A 17,171-nucleotide genomic window follows, 5' to 3' on the forward strand; every position below is an offset into this window, starting at 1 on the left:
CGTAGGGCGGCGCCTCAGATCTCGTGCCGCCGGATACGGCGGATCATCTCGTTCAACGCCAGCAGCACCAGCGCCAGAATGAAGGGCAGGATGTAATAGATGATGCGGAAGAGCAGCAGCGCGCCGAGCACCTGCTCGAAGGGCAGCCGGCTCAGCGCGATCAGCATCGTCGCCTCGAAGACGCCGAGCCCGCCCGGCGCGTGGCTGGCGATGCCGACCAGGCAGGCGAAGATATAGGCCGCCAGGAAGCTCTCATAGGGCAGGTTGTGGCCGCCCGGCAGCAGCACATAGAGCACGGCGGCAGCGGCACAGACTTCGGCAGCGCCGAGCAGCATCTGCGCCAGCGTGACGCCGAGGCCCGGCAGCGGTAGGTTCCAGCCGCTGACCCGCAAGGTCCGCTCGCCCGTCGCGACCCAGAAGAGATAGCCGGCCGTGCCGATCGCCACGGCAGCACCGACCGCCTGGATCACCAGCGGCGAGGTGCGCGCCAGCACTGCGACCGAGTCGGTCGCATAGAACAGGCTGGCGCAGAGGATCATGCCGAGCCCCAGCCAGAAGGTCAGGCCGGCGATGACGGTGAGGCTCGCGACTTCCGAGGCGCGCACGCCCTTGGCCGCATAGACCCAATAGCGCACCGTGCCGCCGGTCACGATCGGGAAGCCCAGCGTGAAGGCGACGGAATAGCTGGTGAAGGAAGCGAGCGCCGTGGTCCGATAGGGGATCGACAGGCCGAGCCGGCGCAGCGCCAGCGCATCATAGCCGGTGAGCAGCAGATAGCTCAGCGCCGTGAAGCCGAGCGCGAGCAGGAGCTGGCGCTGGCTGGCATTGGCGAAGGCTCGGGCGAGCTCGCCAGGCTCGATCTCACGCACGATGTAGTAGAGCACCACCAGCGAGGCGATGAAGATCACCGAAGAGGCGAGCGGACCGAGCCACCACCAGCGGCTGCGCTTGCGCAGCGGCATTCCTGGCTCGTGCGGGCCGAAGGACATCGATGCTCTTGTCGGGTTGCGCCCGCACGCGGCTGCGGCAGGCAAGGCGGGTTGCTGGCGGCTGGCCTGACGGCCGGACCCGAGAGATAGCGCCTTCGCCGCGATGCACAAGACGGGACAGCGCGGCGAATGCGCGCCATGAGGCCGGCGCAGGACGCGCCGGCCTCATGGCGACGATCGTGACAGTGGCGGTCAGCCCGCCGCCTCCATCGCCGCCCGGAAGAAGGCTTCGGGATCGTCGACCTCGACCAGCTTCCGCTTCTCGATCCGCCAGAAGCGGTTGCCGACCGCCCGGACGAAGCTGCGGTCATGCGAGACCAGCAGGCAGCTGGTCTCACCGGCGGTGAGCTCGGCCTCCAGCGCCTCCTGCCCCTCGATGTCGAGATGGTTGGTCGGCTCGTCCAGCAGATAGAAATTCGGCCGGGCGAGACGCAAGGCCAGCATGGCGAGCCTTGCCCGCTGCCCGCCCGAGAGCGCGCCGATCGGCCCGGTCTGGCGATCGATGACGATGCCGGCACCGGCGAGCAGGCCGCGGGCCGGCTGGTCGCCGACATCGAAGCGCCGGCTGATCAGGCCGTGCGGCGTCTCGGCATCGGGCAGTTCGGCGAGGCTCTGGCTCGCATAGCCCAAGACCAATGATGGCGTCGCCCGGATGCCCGGCTGCCCCTCGCCGAGAATGGCGGCGTGGAGCATGGCGATGAAGCGCGACTTGCCGGCGCCGTTCAGGCCGAGCAGCACGATCCGGTCGCCGGGGCTGATCCAGCGCTTGCCGCTCCTGAACAGCGGCCGCCCGTCCGGGGTCTCGACCGCGACGTCGTCGAGCTCGACCAGCGCCCGCACATGGGTCGCGCTGCTGGCGAGCCTGATCGCCCCGGCCGAGCGTTCGCGATGGGCGGGGCGGGCTGTCGCTTCGAGCTCGTCGGCGCGGCGCTTGAGCTGCTTGGTCTTGCTCAACAGGAGATCGCTGCCGGAGTTGATCCCGAGATTGTTCAGCTTCGCCGCCTGCCGCCGCATCTGCTGGACCGCCTTGAGGTCGCGCTCGTGCTGGCGCGCCGTCGCCGCGTCGGTCTCGTCGAGCGCGATGCGGGCTGGCGAGTAGGGCAGCGCGAACAACTGCGAGCGCTCCTGGCGCAGGAACAGCGTCCGGTTCGTCGCCGTGTCGAGGAAGGCGCGGTCATGGCTCGACAGGATCACCGCCATGTCGCGCGGCAGGGCGGCGAGCCAGCTCTCCAGCAGGCCGATCCGGGCGAGATCGAGATGATTGGTCGGCTCGTCGAGCAGCAGCAGGTCCGGCTCGGCGATGCCGGCGCGGGCGAGCAGGACGAGCCTTTGCCAGCCGCCGCTCAACTGCCCGAGCGGGCGGCGGCGCAATTCCGCGGGCACAGCGAGCGTATCGAGCGCGACCTCGACGCGCCAATGCTCGCTCTCGCGCTGGTCGGCCGGCAACTGGTCGAGCAGCAGTCGGTCGACGGGCTGCTCCAGCAAGTGCGGCGGGGCATCCTGCTCGACATGGCCGATGCGCAAGCCGCGCGAGCGGGTGATCTCGCCGGCGGACGGCTCAAGGGAGCCGACGAGGCAGCGCAGCAAGGTCGACTTGCCGCGGCCATTGGCGGCGACAAGGCCGAGGCGGTCGCCGGCAACGAGGGAGAAGGAAAGATCGGAAAAGAGCGGGGCGCCCAGCGTGACGCCGAGATTGCGCAGGGTGATCAGGGTCATGGGTGGTCTCGGAACTGCCCGAGCCGCGCACCATCATCCGGGCGGGGACCTTGCCCCGAGCACCACGAATGCGGAACGCCTGGCTCGATGAGAGGATGAGCGCAGCTGACCGAGCTCCGGGCTCGAAGACGCTACGCCCTCACGAAGGGCAGACCTGGAAGAGACCTAAAAAGGATCGCCTGTGCGGTCAGCCCTGCAAGCCGGCTTGCAGGGCCTGAACGGGGCCGCGCTGACGATGGTGACGAAAGAACGTGATCACGCAGCCCTCCTTGGTTTCGAGTGGGTCGATGGCCGAGAGCTAACGCCAATCGCGGCGATGCACAAGCCGGCGCATTAGGCACGCCGGCCGACGAACAGCGCCGCCAGCCCGAAGACGGCCGCAGCCCCACAGCTGCCGAGCCAGCCGCCCCAGGCCCAGCTCAGGCCGGCCAGGGCCGAGCCTAGGGCGCCGCCGAGGAAGAAAATGCCGACGAACAGCCCGTTCAGCCGGGCCCGCGCCTCCGGCTGCAGCAGGTTAATTGCGCGACGGCCGAGCGTCTGGTCGCCGGTAACGCCGATATCGAGCAGGAAGACGCCGAGGCCGAGCCCGGCAAGGGCAACCGGCATTGCGAGATGCTCGCTCGTTCCGGCCCAGCCCAGCAGCGCCAACGCTCCGAGCAGCAGGAGATGGCTCGTCAGGGTCGCAGGCCGGGTCCAGCCACGGTCACCAAAACGCCCGAAGAACGGTGTCGCCAATGCCCCACCGGCTCCGACCAGCGCGAACAAGGCAATGCCGCGCTGGCCGAGCAGGAAGGGCGGCTGGACCAGCCGCAGGGCGACCACCGTCCAGATCAGGCTGAAGCTCGCCATCACCAGCGCCGCCGACAGCGCGCGCCGGCGCAGCACCAGCTCCTGCCGCAACAAATGCCAAAGCGAAGTGATGAGAGCAGGATAGCTCACTCGCGCTTCCGGCCAGCGGCGCGGCAGGTTGCCGGCGAGGACGAAGGCCAGCAGTGCCATGGCGCCGGCGCTGACGACATAGAAGCCGCGCCAGCCCCAGGCATCGGCAAGGAGGCTGGCGAGCGGGCGCGCCAGCAGGATGCCGACCATCAAGCCGCTCATCACATCGCCGATCACAGCGCCGCGCTTGGCTGGCGCCACCATCGCGGCTGCGATCGGCACCAGGATCTGAATGGCCGAGCAGGCTGCACCGAGCGCGATCATCAGGACGAGCAACGCCGGCAGACTTGGCGCGACCGCGGCCAGCGCGGCGGCAAAGATCGCGCAAACCAGCATGCGCAGGATCAGCACGCGGTTCTCGACGAGATCTGCCAGCGGCACCAGCAGGATGAGGCCGACCGCATAGCCCAGCAACGGCGCCATCGCGACGAGGCCGCTCGCCACCTCCGGCAGACCGAAGCTCGCGCCGATCGCCCCGACCAGCGTCTGCGGTGCGAACAGGTTGGTGACGATGACGCCGACCGCGATGGCGAACAGCAAGATGAGCGCAGCCGATAGCCCGTGCTCCTCGGGCGCCTTCGGCAGGGATTGGCAGAGAGCCTGATCTTGGGCGGACACGGTGACAGCTCCGACATATTGACACGCATATTGTCGGAAAACTTTATTCCCTTTGAGCATTATGCTACAAATCGATTGTCACTATAATGATTATGCGAGCTTGCTATGAACCTGCGCGATCTGGAGGCCTATGTCGCCGTGGTCGAGACCGGCTCGATCATCGGCGCCTCGGCCAGGCTCAACCTGACGCAGCCCGGCGTCACCCGGCGCATCCAGAACCTCGAAGACGGCCTCGGCGCGGTGCTGCTCGACCGGCAATCCAAGCCGCTGCGGCCGACCAATGCCGGGCGCGAGGCCTATGAGCAGGGCCTGCGCGTGCTGCGCTCGGTCGCGGACCTGAAAGCGGGCGTCGCGCCGGATGGCGAGATCCGCGGCGAGTTCCGGCTCGGGATCATGCCCTATCTGTCGGAGGCCGCGCTGGCGGTGCCGCTCGACCGGCTGCGCGCGACCTTTCCGGAGCTGACCTTACGCATCACCATGGGCTGGTCGCCGCAGCTGCTCGAACAGACCCTGCGCAACGAGCTCGACGCGACCGCGCTCTGCCTCGCCGACGGGCTCGCCCCGCCGGATGGCCTCGCCTGCGACGATCTCGGCCCGCAGGAGGTGCTGCTGGTCGCGGCGCCATCCCTAAAGGTACCGCGGCCAGCCGATCTCGCCATGCTGGCCGGCTATCCTTGGGTGATGAACGCCAATGGCTGCGGCTTTCGCGCCTTCATCCGCCAGCAATTCGAGGCGGCGCATCTCCACTTCCAGGTCGGGGTCGAGGCACTCAGCGCCGATCTGCGCCTGTCGCTGGTCGCGCGCGGCCACGGCATCGGCATCGTCACGCCGGCGGCTTTCCAGAACAGCCCATGGCGCGACGCGGTCGAGATCATCGACGCGCCCGATTTCCGGCCGCGCGTGCGTTCCTGGCTGCTGCACCGCCCGCCCGCAGGACGACTGGCGCAGCCGATCGCCCTGTTCCGGCAGGCGCTGCTCGACGGGCTGCGCCCAGGGCTCGGCCTTCTCGCCTGATCAGGCAGTCTTGCGGAAGACGCGCAGCGTCTTGAACTCGCCGATCTCCTCGACTTGCCGCGACTTCGCCCAGTCCGCGATGATCGGCTTGGCACTCTCATAGGCGAAGGAGCCGGTGTAGAACAGGATGTAGCCGCCGGCATCGGTCTGGTCGGTGAAGAGCTGCATCACCTCCAAATCGGTCAGCGCGCCATAGGCGTCGTTCTTCTCGCTGCGGAACTCGCAGGAGTGGAACAGTGTGACGATGTCGAAGCGCGGCAACAGTCGGGCGTTGCTGGTGTAGATGTCGCCGAAATAGGCTGAATAGGTCTTGGTGATTGTCGGATTGTCGATCGCCAGCTTGACGAAGGCCTCGTATTCCTTGGGCGAGGCGGTGATCCCGAGCACGGTGCAGTCCAGCTCGGGCTCGGCGCAGCGGATGCCGACATAGTGATGGCCGCCGGTGCCGAAATGATAGATGCGCTTACCGGTCAAGCCCTGCTCTTCCAGCCATTCGACGAAATGCACGTCGCAGGGGCACTGCTCGACCCGCAGGCCCCAATAGACGTCCCAGATGTTCAGCATGCGTTTGACTCCATTTCGGAAGGCGCCGGCCTGGCCGGCGCGGATGAGTGGATCGGTTTGAACATCAGCCGCCGCCAGCCTCGGCCAGCGTGACCGGGCGCGGCATGTCCGACGAGGCGATGCGGGCGACGCCGCCGGCACGGCGCATGGTGAGATGATGATCGGCGGCTTCAGTGAAGCCGGGGCTCTGGCCGATCAGCAGCATCACCGCATCCGGCCGCGCCGCTCTCAGCCGCGAGAGCAGGTCGAGCGCCGCCTCAGTCTCGAGCCCGCTCGTCGCTTCGTCGAGCAAGAGGATGTCGGGGGCCGCGAGTTCGGCCCGCGCCAGAGCGAGACGCTGGCGATCGCCGGTGGTCAGCGCCTTGTCCCAGTCGCGCGAGAGGTCCAGCTGCGGCACGAGGCCTGAGAGACCGTAGTGCCGCAAGGTCGCCTCCGCCTGCGCCGCGCCGTGGCCGCCGATCGGGTCGAGAGCGGCGCGCAGGCTGCCTTCCGACAGATGCAGGTGCTGCGGCAGCACGGCGATGCGCGCCTCGTCCGGCAGGGCGACGGCGCCACGTCCCCAGGGCCAGAGGCCGGCAACGGCCTGGATCAGGGCAGCCTTGCCATGGCCGAGCTCGCCGGCAACGTGCAGTGTCGCGCCAGCGGGCAGGACGGTCGAGAAGTCGGCGAGGAGCGTGCGGCCATCGCGATCCGTGAGAGTGAGCTCGTCGAGCCGCAGGCCGCCATCGTCGCTGGTCAGGACCGCGATATCGCTCTCGGCCGCGCCGGCCTCGATCGCATGAAGCGCGATGGCAAGTTCATCGACACGCCGCGCCGAGGCAAGCCATTCGGCGATGCGCATGAAGTTGTCGAGCACCCAGTTGAATGCATTCTGCACGGCGACGAAGGCGGCGGCGACCTGGACGACGTCGCCCAGCGACATCTCGCCGGAAAGATATTTCGGCGCCGCCAGCAAAAGCGGCACCACTGGCACCAGCGCGCCGCTGCCATTGGTGATCCAGGTCAAACGGCCGCGCTGACGGATCATGGCGAGCCAGCGCGTGACCAGCGTGTCATAGGTCGCGGCGACGGCGCGGCGCTCGCCGGTCTCAGCCCGCGAGAGCGCGATCGTCTCGCCATGGTCGCGGATGCGCATCAGCGAGAAGCGCAGGCGCGCCTCGCCCTCGTTGCGGGCGGCGATCAGGCGCGGCAGCGGCCGCCCGACCCAGGTGATCAGGCCGGAGACCAGCACGGCATAGATGATCGCCGCCAGGACCATATAGGCGGGGATTTCGAAGGGAACGCCGCGGATCTCGACGCTGAGCGAGCCGCCGATCGACCAGAGAATGCCGATGAAGGTAATCGCGGTGATCACCGCCGAGAGCAGGCCAATGGCGAAGTCGACCACCGGCTCGGTCGCCCAGCGGACATCGTCGGCAATGCGATATTCCGGATTGGCCGGCTCGTAGCCGGAGAGACCGAGGCGATAGAAGCGGCGCTCGCCGATCCAGCCATCGGCGAGCTTTCCGGTGACATATGCGCGCCAATGGACCTGGAAGGTCTCGCGCGAGATCAGGATGATGACGCCGAGGCCGGCTGCGATCAGCACCAGCACCGGGAAGACCGCCATGGCGATCAGCGCGCTCTCGCCGTCCTTCTTCTCGAGCGCGTCGAAGAACCAGCCGTTCCAGCGGTTGACGGTGACATTGGCGAAGACGGAGAGGATGATCGCGCTCGCCAGCGTCAGCGACCAGAGCCAGGCCCGCCCGGCGGTACCGCCGCGCCAGAAGCCGCCGGTGAGACGGGCGAAGCTTTTTGTGACCTGCCAGTCGGATGGCGGGCCGGCAGGCACGGTGTTCGGATCGACGGCCTTCAGCACAGTCGAGTGATCCCCCCGGATCGCGACATCGGAAGCGGCACCAGCCGGGTTTTCCCGGTTCAGATGCCGCCAGCATGCCGGTTAGCCGGCCGGGGATGAACTGTGGCTGAATGGAGCTCGCGCTCCATTCAGCCTGCGTCGCCTCACGCCGCCGCGTTCGCCGGCTCGCCGAGCAGTTTCGCCAGCGCCTCCATGAGCTCCCGCGAGCCCTCCTCGCGCTGGATGGGAGCATCCTTGCCGTCGAGATAGGCGCCCTGCTCGGTGAAGACGAACCGGGTGCCGGTGCCCTCTGGAACGAACTCCATGGTCAGCAGCGAACCCGAGATCGGCGCGCCGTCGACGGTCATGGTGTAGGCGAGGATGATGCGCTCGTTCGGCTGGATCACCTGATAGACGCTGTCATTGGTGATCGGCGGACCGCCCTGGAAGCGGAAGCGGCTGCGTTCATGGCCGCCGACGCGGAAATCGACGTCGAACTGCTCGACCTCCCAGCCCTCGCCCTCGGCGAACCAGCGGCGCTTCTGGGCGGGGTCGGAAAAGGCGGCGAAGACGCGGGCCGGGGATGCGGCATAGCTGCGCTCGATGGTGAAGCTGGCATGGATGACGGGATTGGCGGTCATGGTTGTTGTTTCCTTTGAGTGGTGGTGAGGGTCGAAGCGGGTCGGGCTAGCGGAAAAGCTCGGCATCGCCGGGATTGCGCGGGAAGAACTGGAAAAAGGGCTCGGCTTCGGCCAGCACACGGGCGAAGGACGGCCTTGTCCGCAGGCGCTCGAAATAGGCGGCAAGGCGCGGATAGCCGCTCTGGAACGAGACGCAGCGCTCGGCATAGAACAGGGCCGGCGCGGCCGAGCAGTCGGCCATGCTGAAGCTTTCGCCCGTCGCCCAGGTCCGGCCGTCGAACTCGGCTTCGAGCACGCCATAGGCGCGCTTCAGCATCTGTCTGGCCTCCTCGACGCCGGGCGGGTCCTTGCTCTCCGCAGGGCGGATACGGTCGAGCACGATCTTCTGCATCGGGGTGGTGACATAGAGATCGAAGAAGCGGTCGAGCCGGCGGACATCGAGCGCGGCAACCGGATTCTCCGGCAGCAGCGCCTGCGGGCCGGCATGATGCAGAGCGAGATATTCGATGATGACGCTGCTTTCGGGTACCAGATGTGCGTCGTCTTGCAGCAGCGGGAATTTGCCGATCGGCCAGAGCGCGAGGAACTCGGCGCGCTCGCCGGGATCGCCGAGATTGACCAGCTTCGGCGTGAATGGCGTGCCGTTCTCATAGAGCGCCACCAGCACCTTCTGGCAGTAGCATGACAGTGGATGGAAATAGAACGTCAAAGACATGACAGGTCCTTCCTGCGGCCGGATCGGCGCGGGTTGAAAGGTCTGAATTGATCGGAATGGTCAGGCGGGCGTGGTTTCCCGCGCCAATTCCGCCGCGAGCCGGTCGAAGCCGATGCCGGTGCCCTGCTCGCGCATTTGCGGGCTGTCATGGCCGTCGAGGAAGACGGACTGCTCGGTGAAGGCGAGGCGGGTGCCGGCGCCTTCGCCGCGGAATTCCAGCGTCACCAGCGAGACCGAGATGCGCAGATCGTCGCGGAACATCTCGTAGGAGTAGACGAGGCGCTCACGCGGCACGATCTCATGATAGATCGCCCGCATCGCATAGACGCTGCCCGGTCCGGGCGCACCGCGCATCGTCTCGAAGCCGCCTTCGCGGAAATCGAGGCTGTATTCGCCGAGCCCGCCCTCGTCATGGCAGGTCGACCAGCGCCGTTTGGCGACCGGATCGGCAAAGGCGGCAAAGACGCGGGCCGGGCTCGCCGGATAGCGCCGCTCGATGGTGAAATCGGCGTGGATGGCGCTCCGTTCGCTCATGGTCCGTCCCCTTCCTTCAGATCCTGCTCGGCGAGGAAGGCGCCGAGCCGGTCGAAGCGTCGCTCCCAGAGGGCGCGCCTTTCGCTGATCCAGCGCTCCGCCGCCCGCAGCGCCTGCGTGTCGAGCTGGCAGGTGCGGACCCGCCCGATCTTCTGCGTACGCACCAGCCCTGCTCCCTCGAGAACGGCGAGATGCTGCACCACCGCCGACAGCGTCATCTGCAGCGGCTGGGCCAGCTCGCTCACGCTCGCCCGCCCCTCGCAGAGCCGTTGCACCATCTGCCGGCGGTTCGGATCCGCCAGCGCCTGGAACATGAGATCGAGCTGATCCGGTTGGTGAAGCATAAGCTTAAGTATCGCGGTACCTGCGTCCTGTCCAGCAGAAACTTTAGAGACTGCTAAAGTTTCTGGCCTGCGGCATGCAGCCGGCTCCCTCCGCATTGCCCCAACGGGTTCTAGCGGCTATGAATCCCGGCACGCTCCCTGACGCCGCGTGCGCCTGTTTTGACCTGCGCCAGCCGCCGGAGCTTTGATCATGCGCATCGAGAACGATCCGAAACTCGACTTCCGCGACGTGCTGATCCGTCCGAAGCGCTCGACGCTCGGCAGCCGCGCCGAGGTCGACGTCAACCGGAGCTTCCGCTTTGCGCATACCGGCCGCGAATGGACCGGTTTTCCGCTGATCGCCGCCAATATGGACGTGGTCGGCACCATGGCGATGGCGCGCGCCCTCCTGAAGCACGGCGCCATGGTTGCCCTGCACAAGCATTACGACGCCGACGAGCTGATCGCCTTCTTCAAGGAAGAAGGCTCGGCCAACGCCTTTTATTCCCTGGGCACGACCGATTCCGACCATGACAAGCTCAAGGCCGTTCACGCCAAGGCGCCGATCGACAAGATCTGCCTCGACGTCGCCAATGGCTACACCGAGAAGTTCGTCGACACCGTCAAGGCGACGCGCGAGGCCTTCCCGAACGCAGCGATCATGGCCGGCAACGTCGTCACCGGCGACATGACGGAGGCGCTGATCCTGGCCGGCGCCGACATCGTCAAGGTCGGCATCGGCCCCGGCTCGGTCTGCACCACCCGCAAGATGACCGGCGTCGGCTATCCGCAGCTCTCGGCGATCATCGAGTGCGCCGATGCCGCCCACGGCCTGAAGGGCCTGGTCTGCGGCGATGGCGGGCTGACCGTGCCCGGCGACGTTGCCAAGGCCTATGGCGGCGGCTCCGATTTCGTGATGATGGGCGGCATGCTCGCCGGCCATGACGAATGCGAGGGCGAGATCCGCTACGAGACCCATGACGGCGAGAAGGTGCCGGTCGCGATGGTGTTCTACGGCATGTCCTCGGACACGGCGATGAAGAAGTATTCCGGCGGCGTCGCCAAATACCGGGCCTCCGAGGGCAAGACCGTCGAGGTGCCCTATCGCGGCCCGGTCGAGGGCACGATGCAGGAGATCATGGGCGGGGTGCGCTCGGCGATGACCTATATCGGCGCGGTCCGGCTCAAGGAGATGCCGAAGCGCACCACCTTCATCATGGTCGGCAGCCAGCTCAACACCGTGTTCGGCAATTGAACGCACCGGACGTCGCCATAATCGGCGCCGGCCCGGCCGGGCTGATCGCCGCCGAGCGGATGGCGCAGGCCGGCTATCAGGTCGCGATCTACGAGCGGATGGTCTCGCCGGCGCGCAAGTTCCTGCTCGCCGGCCGCGGCGGGCTCAACCTGACGCATTCGGAACCGCTCGACGCACTTCTCGGCCGCTATGGCGAAGCGCGGGCCTGGCTGGAGCCGGCGATCCGCGCCTTCCCGCCGCAGGCGCTACGCGACTGGGCCGACGGGCTCGGCGCGGAAAGCTTCACCGGTTCGAGCGGGCGCGTCTTCCCCAAGGCGATGAAGGCCTCGCCACTGCTGCGCGCCTGGCTGGCACGGCTCGACGGGCTCGGCGTGCAGCTGCATGCGGGGCGGCTCTGGACGGGTTGGGACGAAAGCGGCGCGCTGCAGTTCTCCGTCCGAGGCGGTGGCGAAGAGATCGTGAGGCCACGCGCAACCCTGCTGGCGCTTGGCGGGGCGAGTTGGCCGCGGCTCGGCGCCGATGGCTCCTGGGTCGCGTTGCTGGAGCAGAAGGGAATCGCGATCGCCCCCTTACGTCCGGCCAATGCGGGCTTCACCGTCGCCTGGTCGGCGTTGATGCGAGATAAATTTGCCGGCTTACCATTGAAGCGGATTGCTCTGGGCTTTGCCGGGCAGCGCGTCCTCGGCGAGGCGATGATCGATGCTGGCGGTATCGAAGGCGGGGCGGTCTACGCTTTGTCGGGCCCGTTGCGCGAGGCGATCGCGCGCGATGGTGAGGCAATCCTAACGATCGATCTGCGCCCTGACCTGACCGAGCCTGACCTTGCAACCCGGCTGGCCAAGCGTCGGCCAGGCGAGACGCTGAGCAACCATCTGCGCAAGGCGGCCGGGCTTTCGCCGGTGGCGGCGGCTGTGTTGCGCGAGGCGGAGACGGGACCGCTGCCTACTGAACCTGAAGCGCTCGTGCGCCTGATCAAGGCGGCGCCATTGCGTCTCACCGGCATGGCCTCGCTCGCCCGCGCGATCTCGACCGCCGGCGGCGTCGGCACGGGCGAGATCGATCGGGACTTCATGCTGAAGTGCCTGCCCGACACATTCATAGCCGGCGAAATGATCGACTGGGAGGCGCCGACCGGTGGCTATCTCCTGCAGGCCTGCTTCGCCACGGGGGTGGCGGCGGCGGAAGGGATCGGGCGCTTCCTCGCCACACGTCATGCTCGGGCTTGACCCGAGCATCTCAAGCAAAATGGGGCTCAGCTAGCGCCTTCTCGTCCTGAGATTCTCGGATCTCCGCTTCGCTCTGTCCGAGAATGACGGCTGGTCAGTTCAGCCGCTTGAGCCTGTAGAGCGCCTCCAGCGCCTCGCGCGGGGTCATCTCGTCGGGGTCGAGCCCGGCGAGCGCCTCGCGCAATTCGTCGGGGCCTGTGACCTGCGCTGCAGCCGGCGCGGGCCTGCGCATCTGCACCGCAAAGAGCGGGAGATCGTCGACCAGCGCCGCGACTGGCTTCTCGCGTTCGCTCTTCTCCAATTCGGAGAGGATGGCGCGGGCTCTCTCGACCACCGCCGGCGGCAGGCCCGCGAGCTTGGCGACCTGGATGCCGTAGGAGCGGTCGGCCGCGCCGGGCACGACCTCGTGCAGGAAGACGACTTCGCCGTTCCATTCGGTGACGCGCACGGTGGCGTTGGCGACGCGGTCGAGCCGCTCGGCGAGCGCGGTCAGCTCGTGATAGTGCGTTGCGAACAAAGCCCGGCAGCGATTGGCCTCGTGCAGATGCTCGATCGCCGCCCAGGCGATCGAGAGCCCGTCGAAGGTCGCGGTGCCCCGGCCGATCTCATCGAGGATGACGAGCGCGCGCGGCCCGGCCTGGTTGAGGATCGCCGCGGTCTCGACCATCTCGACCATGAAGGTCGAACGGCCGCGGGCGAGGTCGTCGGCGGCGCCGACGCGCGAGAACAGCCGGTCGACCACACCGATATGCGCATTCTGCGCCGGCACGAAGGAACCCATCTGGGCAAGCACCGCGATCAGCGCGTTCTGGCGCAGGAAGGTCGACTTACCCGCCATGTTCGGGCCGGTGATCAGGCAGATGCGGCCGTCGCGGCTCTTGCCGGCAGCAGAAAGTTCGCTGTCATTGGCGACGAAGGGCTGGCCCTGGCGTTTCAGCGCCGCCTCGACCACCGGATGGCGACCGGCCCTGATGGTGAAGGCAGCGCCGTCATCGACCAGCGGCCTCGTCCAGCCGCCATCGATCGCAAGCTCGGCCAGGGCGGCAGCGACGTCGATCACGGCGAGCGCCTGCGCCGCCGCCTTGATCGGCTCGGCCGCGGCGAGGACCGCCTCGGTCAGCGCCGCGAAGATCGAGAGCTCCAGCCTCAGCGCCCGGTCGGCGGCGGAGGCGATCTTGGCCTCGAGCTCGCCGAGCTCGACCGAGGAGAAGCGCATCGCATCCGACATGGTCTGGCGATGCACGAAGACGGCGCGCCAGGGCTCCCTGAGGAAGGTCTCGCCAACGGCCTGCGGTACCTCGACAAAGTAGCCGAGCATGGAATTGTGCTTGATGCGCAGGGTCCGGCAATCGGTCTCGGCGGCGTAGCGCGCCTGCAATTGCGCGATCACCTTGCGCGAATCGACCTGGAGCAGGCGGAGCTCGTCGAGCGCGGGATCGAAGCCCTCGCGCACGAAACGACCGTCGCGCTTCAGCAGCGGCAGCTCGTCGGCGAGCGTGTTGGAGAGGCGGGTCGCAAGATCCGGATCGGTGCGGCCGAGCGCCAGCGCCGCCTCGCGCAACTCATCCGGCAGATCGCCCTGGCGCAGCAATGCGGCCGCGACGCCGCGCGCCGCGTCCAAACCGGCGCCGAGCGCAGCGAGATCGCGCGGGCCGCCGCGGTCGAGCGAGAGCCGCGCCAAAGCGCGGGCGATATCGGGCACGCGGGCGAGGTCACGCCGCAAAGCCTCGCGCAGCGACGGCACATCAACCAACAGCGCGACCGCATCATGCCGCCTGCCGATCGCCTCGGGATCGGTGAGCGGCCCGGCCAGGCGCTCGGCGAGCAGGCGGCTGCCGCCCGGCGTTTCCGTGCGGTCGATGGTGGCGAGCAGGCTGCCGGTGCGCTCACCGGCGAGGGTACGGGTGAGTTCGAGATTGGCGCGGGTCGCCGCGTCGATCAGCATGGTCGCGCTCATGCCCTCGCGGACGGGCGGCGACAACGGAGGGCGGGCGCCGAGCTGGGTCCGCTCGACATAGGCGAGCGCGGCCGCAGCAGCGGCGATCTCGGCGCGGCTGAAGGCGCCGAAGGCATCGAGCGTGGCGACGCCGAAGAACTCCTTCAGCCGGCGCTCACCGGAGGCCGGGTCGAGCCCTTCGCGCGCCAGCGGCGTCACCGGCGCGGCGACATCGCGCCAGAATTCCCTGAGCTCGGGGTCGTCATGGATGGCGTCGGGACAGACGATCTCGCGCGGCTCCAGGCGGGCGAGCTCGACGGCAAGGCCGCGCTGGTCGGTCTCCAGCACGGCGAAGCGGCCAGTCGAGATGTCGAGCGCGGCGATGCCGTAGGCATAAACCTCGTCCGAGAGCCGGCGCCGGGCGACGGCGACGAGCAGGCTCGCCCGGCCGGGATCGAGCAGGCGCTCCTCGGTGATGGTGCCCGGCGTGACGAGACGGACGACGTCGCGCTTCACCACCGATTTGGCGCCGCGCTTCTTGGCCTCGGCGGGGTCTTCGGTCTGCTCGCAGACGGCGACGCGGTGGCCGGCGGCGATCAGCTTTTGCAGATAGTCGTCGGCGCGTTCGACCGGCACGCCGCACATGGCGATGTCCTCGCCCAGATGCTTGCCGCGCTTGGTCAGCACGATGCCGAGGGTGCGCGAGGCGATCTCGGCGTCCTGGAAGAACAATTCGTAGAAATCGCCCATCCGGTAGAACAGCAGGCAGTCCGGATTATTGGCCTTGATCTCGACGTACTGCGCCATCATCGGCGTGACGCGGCCGGCATCGGCCGCAGGGGCGGGCTTGGCTTCCGCGATGTCGTCTGGCGTGGTGTGGCGCATGGGGCGCGCACGCTAGCAAATCGCGCCGGCAAGACCATCCGTTAGGACTGCTTTCAACATATTTAAGCAGGGTCCGCAGGCCGTTCCGGCCAAGGGCCCGTCATGTCGCTGTTCATCAATCTGATCGAAAGCCTGTCCTTTCTCCTGCTGGCGGCCCTGATCCTGACGGCAAGCGCCAGCTGGATCGACCGGCGCCCGCTGCTCCGCCAACTCGCCGTGGGCGTGCTCTTCGCGGCCGGGGCGCTGTGCAGCATGGCTAATCCCTTCGTGATCCAGCCCGGGCTCGTCGTCGATTCCCGCAACACTTTCGCGATCCTGGCCGGGCCGATCGGCGGGCCGATCGCGGCCGTACTGGCTGCCGTCCCCCTCGTCGCAGCGCGCTACAATCTCGGCGGCGTCGGCATGCCGACCGGGATCGCCGGGATCGTCCTGCACGCGGTCGCGGGCGTGATCTATGCCGCCTGGATCGGCCGGCAGAAGCGCGCGCTGACGCTCGGCGACCTCGCCTGGCTCAGCCTGGTCAGCGCGGGCTGCCTGCTCGCCTCGACCATCTTCATGCCGCACTGGGCCGCGGCGGAGCGTTTCCTGCGCGAGGCGGTGCCGATCATGATCGTGGTCAGCACGATCGGGACCATCCTGGTCGGGCTCGTCCTCAGCAACGACCGCGAGCGGCGCGAGACGGCCTATCGCTACAAGACGCTGCTCGATCATGTCCCCGGCACGCTCTATCAGCGGATCGACCGGTCGGACGGCGAACGCCGCTACCGCTTCGTCAGCTACCGCCTGGATGAATTGCTCGGCATCGGTCGCGAGGCGATCGAGCGCGATCCGGAGGTCCTGTTGTCGAAAATCCTGCCGGAGGACCGGCAGCGCTGCTCGTCGACGGGCGAGGAGGAACAGACCAACGAGTTCGGGCACCGGCGCACCGAATTGCGCTACAGCGGGGCCAATGGTTCCGTCGTCTGGCTGCGCAGCGAGGCGACGCGGCGGCGCCTGCCCGACGGCACCACGATCTGGGACGGCATCCTGCTCGACGTGACCACGGAGAAGACGCTGGCGAGCGGCCGGCAGGAAATCGAGACGCTACGCAAGGCTGCGCTGGAGGAGCTCGCCGTCAATCTCGAAGTGACCGTGGGCAAGGCGCTGCACCGGGTCGGCGACTCCGCCCGCAGCATGCTGGAGGCGGCGCAAGGCATGGCCGCCAATGCCGACCGCACCACCGCCCGCGCCGGGGAAGCGACGGAGCAGGCCGAGCTCGCCTCGCAGCGCGTCGGCAGCGTCGCCCATGCGGCCGAGCGGATCGACGCCTCGATCCGCGAGCTGACGCGCCAGACCGATCTCGCCGCGCAGACCGCCCGGCAGGCGGCAAGCCATGTCCGCTCGACCAGGACCGATGTCGACGGGCTCGCGGTCGCCGCCGACAAGGTCGGCGCCGTGCTCGCCTTCATCGAGGACATCGCGGTACGCACCAACCTGCTCGCCCTCAACGCGACGATCGAGGCGGCGCGCGCCGGCGCCGCCGGGCGCGGCTTCTCTGTCGTCGCCGGCGAGGTCAAGAACCTCGCCGAGCAGACCCAGCAGGCGACGCAGGACATCGCCGCAACGCTGCAGGAGATCCGCAGCGCCGCCGCCGCCGTCGCCGGTGCCGTCGGGCAGATCGAAGGCACGATGGGCACGATCGAGACGACCTCGGACGCGATCGCGCAGGTCGTCACCCGCCAGGGCGGGATCGCCTCGGGCATCGCCCTCGACGCCCAGGCCGTCGCCGGCTCGGCCGCCACCGTCACGCAGAACGTCGCCAGCGCCGGGGGCGAGGCCCGCGCCACCGGCGAGGCCGCCGCGCGCGTCGTCGCGGCGGCGCGCCTGGTCTCCGAGCAGGCGGTCGAGCTCGACCGCTATGTCGGCGACAGCGTCGCGCGCATGCGCGCCGGCCTCTGAGCTCTCCGGATCCCGCGGCGATCCCTGCCGTCGCGGTAAAA

General features: G+C 68.4%; 14 protein-coding genes. 4 read left to right on the plus strand and 10 right to left on the minus strand.

Features of this window, described 5'->3' with window-relative positions; all coding sequences use genetic code 11:
- Window positions 1–14: 14 nt before the first annotated feature.
- The 3 genes from AC3WLC_RS24465 to AC3WLC_RS24475 all read right to left on the minus strand — a co-directional run bounded on the left by AC3WLC_RS24465 (window position 15) and on the right by AC3WLC_RS24475 (window position 4,229).
- Entirely contained in the window at window positions 15–962 is a 948-nt protein-coding gene (locus tag AC3WLC_RS24465; RefSeq protein ID WP_493686508.1) for a lysylphosphatidylglycerol synthase domain-containing protein, read from the minus strand.
- 219 nt (window positions 963–1,181) lie between these two features.
- A complete protein-coding gene (locus AC3WLC_RS24470) occupies window positions 1,182–2,705 on the minus strand; it encodes an ABC-F family ATP-binding cassette domain-containing protein (RefSeq protein ID WP_493686509.1) in 1,524 nt (507 codons plus the stop codon).
- Between the two features lie 333 nt (window positions 2,706–3,038).
- A complete protein-coding gene (locus AC3WLC_RS24475; protein ID WP_493686651.1) occupies window positions 3,039–4,229 on the minus strand; it encodes an MFS transporter in 1,191 nt (396 codons plus the stop codon).
- A 138-nt stretch (window positions 4,230–4,367) separates the two neighbouring features.
- Between AC3WLC_RS24475 and AC3WLC_RS24480 the strand changes: the two genes are divergently transcribed.
- A complete protein-coding gene (locus AC3WLC_RS24480) occupies window positions 4,368–5,276 on the plus strand; it encodes a LysR family transcriptional regulator (RefSeq protein WP_493686510.1) in 909 nt (302 codons plus the stop codon).
- Here AC3WLC_RS24480 and AC3WLC_RS24485 read toward each other — a convergent pair whose 3' ends face one another.
- The 6 genes from AC3WLC_RS24485 to AC3WLC_RS24510 form a co-directional block, all read right to left on the minus strand.
- The gene (locus tag AC3WLC_RS24485) at window positions 5,277–5,840 is read right to left on the minus strand and encodes a hypothetical protein (protein WP_201303009.1); all 564 of its coding nucleotides are present in this window, start codon (window positions 5,838–5,840) and stop codon (window positions 5,277–5,279) included.
- A 64-nt stretch (window positions 5,841–5,904) separates the two neighbouring features.
- Window positions 5,905–7,698, minus strand: a complete 1,794-nt coding sequence (locus tag AC3WLC_RS24490; protein WP_493686511.1) for an ABC transporter ATP-binding protein/permease — start codon at window positions 7,696–7,698, stop codon at window positions 5,905–5,907.
- A 143-nt stretch (window positions 7,699–7,841) separates the two neighbouring features.
- The gene (locus AC3WLC_RS24495; protein ID WP_493686512.1) at window positions 7,842–8,318 is read right to left on the minus strand and encodes an SRPBCC family protein; all 477 of its coding nucleotides are present in this window, start codon (window positions 8,316–8,318) and stop codon (window positions 7,842–7,844) included.
- A gap of 46 nt (window positions 8,319–8,364) precedes the next feature.
- Window positions 8,365–9,033 (minus strand): glutathione S-transferase family protein, encoded by a 669-nt coding sequence (locus tag AC3WLC_RS24500; RefSeq protein WP_493686513.1) that lies wholly within the window; start codon window positions 9,031–9,033, stop codon window positions 8,365–8,367.
- A 60-nt stretch (window positions 9,034–9,093) separates the two neighbouring features.
- Window positions 9,094–9,567, minus strand: a complete 474-nt coding sequence (locus tag AC3WLC_RS24505) for an SRPBCC family protein (protein WP_493686514.1) — start codon at window positions 9,565–9,567, stop codon at window positions 9,094–9,096.
- Window positions 9,564–9,911, minus strand: a complete 348-nt coding sequence (locus AC3WLC_RS24510; protein ID WP_493686515.1) for an ArsR/SmtB family transcription factor — start codon at window positions 9,909–9,911, stop codon at window positions 9,564–9,566. The genes AC3WLC_RS24505 and AC3WLC_RS24510 overlap by 4 nt, the downstream gene beginning before the upstream one ends.
- A gap of 190 nt (window positions 9,912–10,101) precedes the next feature.
- On the opposite strand from AC3WLC_RS24510, the gene AC3WLC_RS24515 reads away from it, so the two are divergent.
- Both AC3WLC_RS24515 and AC3WLC_RS24520 read left to right on the plus strand, forming a co-directional pair.
- Window positions 10,102–11,145, plus strand: a complete 1,044-nt coding sequence (locus AC3WLC_RS24515; protein WP_493686516.1) for a GMP reductase — start codon at window positions 10,102–10,104, stop codon at window positions 11,143–11,145.
- Window positions 11,142–12,371, plus strand: a complete 1,230-nt coding sequence (locus tag AC3WLC_RS24520) for a TIGR03862 family flavoprotein (RefSeq protein WP_493686517.1) — start codon at window positions 11,142–11,144, stop codon at window positions 12,369–12,371. Before AC3WLC_RS24515 ends, AC3WLC_RS24520 begins: the two co-directional genes overlap by 4 nt.
- 94 nt (window positions 12,372–12,465) lie before the next feature.
- Here the strand turns inward: AC3WLC_RS24520 and mutS are convergent, their stop codons facing one another.
- Window positions 12,466–15,192 (minus strand): DNA mismatch repair protein MutS, encoded by a 2,727-nt coding sequence (gene mutS / locus AC3WLC_RS24525; RefSeq protein ID WP_493686518.1) that lies wholly within the window; start codon window positions 15,190–15,192, stop codon window positions 12,466–12,468.
- 102 nt (window positions 15,193–15,294) lie between these two features.
- Between mutS and AC3WLC_RS24530 the strand changes: the two genes are divergently transcribed.
- Window positions 15,295–17,130, plus strand: coding sequence for a methyl-accepting chemotaxis protein (locus tag AC3WLC_RS24530; protein ID WP_493686519.1), 1,836 nt, complete (start codon window positions 15,295–15,297; stop codon window positions 17,128–17,130).
- The last annotated feature ends 41 nt before the right edge of the window (window positions 17,131–17,171 follow it).

The sequence above is a fragment of the Allobosea sp. GW821-FHT03A12 genome (assembly GCF_058986765.1).

What these genes read in the sequence shown, in the direction of transcription:
- AC3WLC_RS24465 (WP_493686508.1), bottom strand. Translation starts at nt 962, where the DNA reads ATGCCGCTGCGCAAGCGCAGCCGCTGGTGGTGGCTCGGTCCGCTCGCC.
- AC3WLC_RS24470 (WP_493686509.1), bottom strand. Translation starts at nt 2,705, where the DNA reads ATGACCCTGATCACCCTGCGCAATCTCGGCGTCACGCTGGGCGCCCCG.
- AC3WLC_RS24480 (WP_493686510.1), top strand. Translation starts at nt 4,368, where the DNA reads ATGAACCTGCGCGATCTGGAGGCCTATGTCGCCGTGGTCGAGACCGGC.
- AC3WLC_RS24485 (WP_201303009.1), bottom strand. Translation starts at nt 5,840, where the DNA reads ATGCTGAACATCTGGGACGTCTATTGGGGCCTGCGGGTCGAGCAGTGC.
- AC3WLC_RS24495 (WP_493686512.1), bottom strand. Translation starts at nt 8,318, where the DNA reads ATGACCGCCAATCCCGTCATCCATGCCAGCTTCACCATCGAGCGCAGC.
- AC3WLC_RS24500 (WP_493686513.1), bottom strand. Translation starts at nt 9,033, where the DNA reads ATGTCTTTGACGTTCTATTTCCATCCACTGTCATGCTACTGCCAGAAG.
- AC3WLC_RS24505 (WP_493686514.1), bottom strand. Translation starts at nt 9,567, where the DNA reads ATGAGCGAACGGAGCGCCATCCACGCCGATTTCACCATCGAGCGGCGC.
- AC3WLC_RS24510 (WP_493686515.1), bottom strand. Translation starts at nt 9,911, where the DNA reads ATGCTTCACCAACCGGATCAGCTCGATCTCATGTTCCAGGCGCTGGCG.
- AC3WLC_RS24515 (WP_493686516.1), top strand. Translation starts at nt 10,102, where the DNA reads ATGCGCATCGAGAACGATCCGAAACTCGACTTCCGCGACGTGCTGATC.
- mutS (WP_493686518.1), bottom strand. Translation starts at nt 15,192, where the DNA reads ATGCGCCACACCACGCCAGACGACATCGCGGAAGCCAAGCCCGCCCCT.
- AC3WLC_RS24530 (WP_493686519.1), top strand. Translation starts at nt 15,295, where the DNA reads ATGTCGCTGTTCATCAATCTGATCGAAAGCCTGTCCTTTCTCCTGCTG.